The sequence below is a fragment of the Bradyrhizobium sp. P5_C11_2 genome (assembly GCF_054049755.1).
Genome location: NZ_JBFULT010000496.1, coordinates 1 through 5,657 on the forward strand (window position 1 = coordinate 1; position 5,657 = coordinate 5,657).

General features: G+C 63.3%; 4 protein-coding genes and 1 pseudogene. 2 read left to right on the forward strand and 3 right to left on the reverse strand.

Going from position 1 to position 5,657, the window contains the following annotated elements; translation table 11 throughout:
* Positions 1-147, forward strand: a pseudogene (glnQ, locus tag ACXJL8_RS32065) (glutamine ABC transporter ATP-binding protein GlnQ); the annotation flags it as partial.
* Between the two features lie 57 nt (positions 148-204).
* Here the strand turns inward: glnQ and ACXJL8_RS32070 are convergent.
* Both ACXJL8_RS32070 and ACXJL8_RS32075 read right to left on the reverse strand, forming a co-directional pair.
* Positions 205-699: a hypothetical protein gene (locus ACXJL8_RS32070; RefSeq protein ID WP_456618692.1), complete on the reverse strand. Its 495-nt coding sequence runs from the start codon at positions 697-699 to the stop codon at positions 205-207.
* A gap of 129 nt (positions 700-828) precedes the next feature.
* The gene (locus ACXJL8_RS32075) at positions 829-1,041 is read right to left on the reverse strand and encodes a hypothetical protein (protein ID WP_456618693.1); all 213 of its coding nucleotides are present in this window, start codon (positions 1,039-1,041) and stop codon (positions 829-831) included.
* A gap of 89 nt (positions 1,042-1,130) precedes the next feature.
* Between ACXJL8_RS32075 and ACXJL8_RS32080 the strand changes: the two genes are divergently transcribed.
* On the forward strand, positions 1,131-2,600 hold the full coding sequence (locus ACXJL8_RS32080) for an FAD-binding oxidoreductase (protein ID WP_456618694.1): 1,470 nt from the start codon (positions 1,131-1,133) through the stop codon (positions 2,598-2,600).
* 18 nt (positions 2,601-2,618) lie between these two features.
* Here the strand turns inward: ACXJL8_RS32080 and ACXJL8_RS32085 are convergent, their stop codons facing one another.
* The gene (locus tag ACXJL8_RS32085; RefSeq protein ID WP_456686226.1) at positions 2,619-5,501 is read right to left on the reverse strand and encodes an ATP-binding protein; all 2,883 of its coding nucleotides are present in this window, start codon (positions 5,499-5,501) and stop codon (positions 2,619-2,621) included.
* Positions 5,502-5,657: the final 156 nt, after the last annotated feature.

Here is a 5,657-nt window from a genome sequence, read left to right on the forward strand (position 1 = left end):
CACGAGATGGGCTTCGCGCGCGAGGTCGCCGACCGGGTCGTCTTCATGGATCGCGGAAGCATCGTCGAGGAGGCGGATCCGGAAACCTTCTTCCGGGCGCCTCGCACCGACCGGGCGAAGGGCTTCCTGAACCAGATTATCCACTAGGGACCTGCCCTTTAACTCCGCGGCTGTCACCTTGCAGTCCGCGTTCGGTGATCGAAGTCACTTGGTTTCCTTGTTCAAATCGATCGCGACCTCCGACATCCAGGAGCCCGGTGCCTCCATCAGGAAGGACTGATGATTGCTCTTGGTCTGGATCGTCACCAGCGCGGCCACGGTGTTTCCCTCAATTCGCGCCTCGATCAGGCCATCCTTGTTGGTGCCGTAGACCTTGCCACCCTGCCGGTATTCGCTCTCGAACCAATTGCCGGAAAGCTCCGTCCCGCTCTGCTCGATGTTCGCGGACAGGACCATCTTGTACGCATCGCTCGCGCAGCGCAGATCAAGTGTCAACGACCGTCCAGGCCTGGTGACGTTGTACGCCACCTTGCAGCGAACCTTCTCACGCGGGCTGTCGGACGGCTTCATCGTGCCGATGCCCGACCATGTGCCAGCCAAACTGTCGAACACCGGCTCTGCGCACAATGGGCTGATGCCGACGAGCACGAGGCAGGCCGCGCCAATGCCCATGCGCGCCGCCGAGGACCTCAATAGCATTCTGTCTATCCTGATCGGTAAAGTTCGAGCGCGTCCTATACCCTGATGGCCGCGGGATGTTGGCGAAGATGTTTACAAATGTTGCGGAGATTGCCTGAACGTTGCCGGGATCGACGCGTGGTCAGCACATCAACCGGTGATGAAGCCGATATCGCCGCGACGAGTTCCGGTTGACCCGGCTCGGCCGTCGATGCGATGGATGTTGCCAATGACATCGGCTTGCGGGTGGCTCGCGCCGATGGGGCCAAGCGCCGTCTCTGCGGCGGAGGTTCTGCCGGCCGGGATCAAGCGGCCGCTATGAGGGGACAAACCACCCGCCCCGGTTTCATGGTCGAGCCACATTGCCGTTAGACTCCCCGGCCCAAACGTGGACAATGCCCCCGACGCACGTCACGTGCGCAGTGCACACCAAGATGCGCCAGGGGAAACAAATGCCGCTACCGTCGTCCGTACCCACCATCCCGACCGCTCCATTGACCGCCCGGATGCGCGATGCATTGCGCACGATCGTGGGCGAGAAGGGTCTGATCGAGGACGAGCACGGCAAGCAGCCGTTCGTGACGGACTGGCGTGGATTGCTGGTTGGAGGTGCCGGGGCCGTCGTTCGTCCGGGCAGCACCGAGGAGGTCTCCAAGGTGGTCCGGCTTTGCCATGAGCACGGCGTCGCCATCGTGCCGCAGGGTGGCAACACCGGCCTGATGGGCGGGGCCACGCCCTGGCCTGCGCACACCGGCATCGTGTTGTCGCTCGGCCGCATGAACCGCATCCTGGACGTCGATCCTGTCGGCTACGCGATGACGGTCGAGGCCGGCTGCGTTCTGCAAACGCTTCAGGAGACCGCGGCCCATCACGACAGGTTCCTGCCCCTCAGCCTTGGCGCCCAGGGCTCATGCATGATCGGCGGCAATCTGTCGACCAACGCCGGCGGCGTGCAAGTGCTCCGCTATGGCAATGCCCGCAATCTCGTCCTGGGGCTTGAAGTCGTCTTGGCCAACGGCGACGTCTGGGACGGATTGCGTTCGCTCAAGAAGGACAACACCGGCTACGACCTCAAGCACCTCTTCATGGGCGCCGAAGGGACGCTGGGCATCATCACGAAGGCCGTGCTCAAGCTATGGCCTGCCCCCAAGGATGTCTGCACGTCGTGGCTGGCCATCCGGGATCCACGCGCCGCCCTGGAGATCCTGTCCGACGCGCATGCCGCATCGGAGGACAATGTCGGCTCCTGCGAGCTGATGAGCCGCAGCGCCATCGACATGGTGTTGCGTCATATCCCCGGCACCCAGGACCCTCTCAGGGCGGACACGCCATGGTACCTCCTGCTTGAATGGTCGTCCTCGCGCGCGCGCCGGGACGGGGCCGAGGGCATGTCCGAGAAGATGGAGCAGTTTCTCGCCAATCAACTCGAGGCCGGCCGCGTGCTCGATGCGGCGATCGCTCACACGGTCGGTCAATCGCGCAACATGTGGCGTATCCGGGAAAGCGTCGCCGAGGCCTCCCGGGCGGAAGGTCCGGGGATCAGCTTCGACGTATCGGTGGCCATCTCCAGGATTCCGGAGTTCATCGACAAGGGGCTCAAGGCCGTGCTCGATATTTTACCGAGCATTCGCCCCTATCCGTTGGGACACATCGGCGACGGCAATCTGCATTTTTCGTTCATGGGGCCCAAGGGCATGGATCAGCAGACGCTGACCCAATATTCGTCCGCCATCACCCGGGCCGTGAACGATCTCGTCACCTCCATGGGCGGCTCGATCTCGGCGGAACACGGCATCGGCATCGACAAGCTCGACGAGCTCAGTCACTACCGGTCCAAGACCGAGCTCGACATCATGCGCACCATCAAACGCGCGCTCGATCCGCAAAACATCATGAATCCCGGCAAGGTGCTGCGGCTGTGATGGACGCCGGGCTGGACCTCACGGCCGAGGAAAAGCCGAAGACATTGTATGCTCAAGGAGCAGAGAGGTACGTTTGCCTCTTCTGAGCCTTGATTGATCAAGTTGCTTTCCATCACGACCCTTGGCAGCCGCCAGATGCAATAATCGGGAGGCACGAACGAGGTCTTGTGATTCGAACCCCTCGGTGAATTCATCATAGATCGGCGCAAGCAATTGGAGGGCCTTGCGCCTGCGGCCAAGCGCCATCCAATGGCTCGCAAGATCAGTGCCGATACGCAGTTGGTAGGTCAAGGCGCCTATTGCTCGCGCTTCGACAAGCGCTTCCTGCAGCAGTTTTTCAGCGCGTTGGGTCTCGCCTGCATGGAGCAGGACCGACGCATGGATCCGCAGCAGCTCCGAACGGCACCAACGCTCGCCTTGCTGCTCTTGGTGCGCGATCGCTCGCGCCACGGTTTCGCGCGCCTCGTCGATACGCTCCTGCCGTAACAAGGCACCGGCTACGACCGCGAGATAGCTGCCGATCCGCATCAAGAAGCGACATTCGATCAGTTCGTCGATCGCGGCGCGAATATCCTCCACTGCGCGCGGATCGCCACGCAAGTCGCGAAGGCAGGCGGAGAAATAGCGCTCGACCGGAACCCAGCGCGAGATGCGCTCACGTTCCAGGTTGCGACGCAGCCGCTCGGTGAAGCTCTCGAGCGCGTCCAGATTGCCGGTTTCGAACGCGACAGGAAGTGCGGCGAGCCCAAGTGCGTTCGACTGCGACACCCAATGGCCGCTGCGGTCCGCGGCGTCGACGGCGTCGCGGGCCAGTCTTGCCGCGTAATCGGCTTGCCCTTGCATCCACGCCACGAATGGCAGGTTGAAGCGAACGGTGATGAACCGGTAGACCTCGTTCGCATCCTTGCGCGAACGGCCCTCTGCCAGCGAATAGGTCGCCGCGAGACGATCCAGAACCGGGCGACTCTTGCTCAATTCGCCGGCAAAGGCGCGGGCCCAGGCGAGTGCGCGATCGGCTTCGGACGTTGCCGTCAGGTCGCGGTCCCGGTCGGCGAGCGCGGTGGCCTCCTCGAGATAGGTTATGGCGCGCGCAATCCGGCCGATCTGCAACAGGTAAAAGGCAAAGCCCACCAGCGCACGTTGCTGATACTCGATGTTGCCGGCCCGCCTTGCAAAGGCGATCGCATCGAGCCAGGCAACCTCGTTCTCATTCGACATCTTGCGAGCGTAGAACAGGCTCCATCCAAGGGCGCAGGCGAGCCTTGCCTTCGACAGATCATCGCACGCGACCGTCTTGGCCAGGGCGAGCGCGTCCTCCAATCGTGCCTGCGCTTCCGACAGGATGGAGGTTTCCGACCACAAGGTGATCGCCGCAACCGTGAGCCTGATTCCGAGGACGGTATCGCCTTCCTCGCCGAATGCCCAAGACAGCGCAGCTCTCATATCGGCGATGCGACCGAGGTAGCGCTGGGTCCAATCGGTCGGCTCGCGCCAGTTCCACTCCTCCTCGGACTGTTCGAACAACGCGAGGACGCATAGTGCATGACGGCGCCGTGCCTGGCCGCAGGCCGGATCGGCCTGGCGCCGCTCGGCGGCATACCGCCGTGTGCTGTCGAGCAGCCGGTAGCGCAGGCTCGCGCCCCGGGCCTGCGCACTCAACAGCGATTTGGCGACGAGACTGCCGAGGCCGGTGACGACGTCGACCGGGGTGAGCCCCGCCGCCTCCGCGACGAAAACCGCGTCCTCGGCATCAAAGGCGTCACTGAACACCGACAGCGACGCGAAAAGTCTCGCTTCCTTCTGCGACAGCAGCCGGAAGCTCCAGTCGATCGTCGCCATCAGGGTTTCATGGCGCGGCGGCGCGCCCTCGGCGCTGGGGGCGCGAAAACCCAGCTTCTGGTCGAGCAGCGCCACCAATTCGCGAGGGTTGAACCTGCCGATCTGGGCCGCCGCCAGTTCGATCGCCAGCGGAAGGCCGTCGAGCGAGTGGCAGATCGAGGCGACGTCCTCGCAATCATCGTCAGCGAACTGGTAGTCCGACCATTCGGCGGCGCGACGGACGAACAGCTGCACCGCCGGAAACTTCACGGCCTGATCGACCGTCAGGGCATGGCCAGACTTCGGTGAGGCCAGCGAACCAAGCCGCACGACATGCTCGGTGGCGGTGCCGAGCGGTTCGCGGCTCGTCGCAAGCAGCCTGCAAGGCGATGTGTCCGCCATGAACTTGCCGGCAAAGATCGTGGCGGCGGGCAGAACATGCTCGCAATTGTCCAGAACGAGCAGCATCTGCCGCGGTCTCAAATAATCGAGAGCCGCGGCCAGACCGTTGTCCGTATTGCCTCTGATGCTCAGTGCCGTCACCAGCGCCGCGCCGAACAGCGTCGGATCGGAAATTGTTGCGAGGTCGACGAAGCAGACGCCGTCGCGACACCGTGGTGCAAACGCCTGGGCGACGGCCACGGCAACGGTCGTCTTGCCGATCCCTCCTGCGCCAGCCAAGGTCACGTGCCTGTTGTCGGCCAACAGATCGGCGATTTCGACGATTTCCGCTTCGCGACCAACGATGCCGCGCAACAATGGCGGATTGGACAGGGGAAGCGGATCGGCAAGCGCCAGATYGTCCTCGATCTCGCCGATGCTGATTTGCACATCCGCGATGAACTTGTACCCGCGGCGCRCCACGGTGGCGATGTAAACGGGCTCGATCTGGGTATCCCCCAGCGAACGCCGCAAGCTCCACATGTTGACCTTGAGATTGCTGTCGTGGAGGAAGGTGCCCGGCCAGGCCGCCGCCATCAGCTCATTCTTGCTGACCAGCTCGCCGCAGCGCTGCACCAGCAGCTGCAAGAGCTCGAATGCGCGCCCGCCCAGTTTGACGGGGCGTCCGTCGAGAAGCAGCAACTGACGGCGRGGAACCAGTCGAAATGGGCCGAAGCAGTACGTGAGTTCCTGCCGGCGTGTGCCCCGTTGCCGTGTCTCCGTGGCAGCCCGCATTGATCATTGCCAATCGATCGACGAGATCGCCTGCTATTATCATGCACTGCACACTTGTTGAAT

What these genes read in the sequence shown, in the direction of transcription:
- ACXJL8_RS32070 (WP_456618692.1), bottom strand. Translation starts at nt 699, where the DNA reads ATGCTATTGAGGTCCTCGGCGGCGCGCATGGGCATTGGCGCGGCCTGC.
- ACXJL8_RS32075 (WP_456618693.1), bottom strand. Translation starts at nt 1,041, where the DNA reads ATGTGGCTCGACCATGAAACCGGGGCGGGTGGTTTGTCCCCTCATAGC.
- ACXJL8_RS32080 (WP_456618694.1), top strand. Translation starts at nt 1,131, where the DNA reads ATGCCGCTACCGTCGTCCGTACCCACCATCCCGACCGCTCCATTGACC.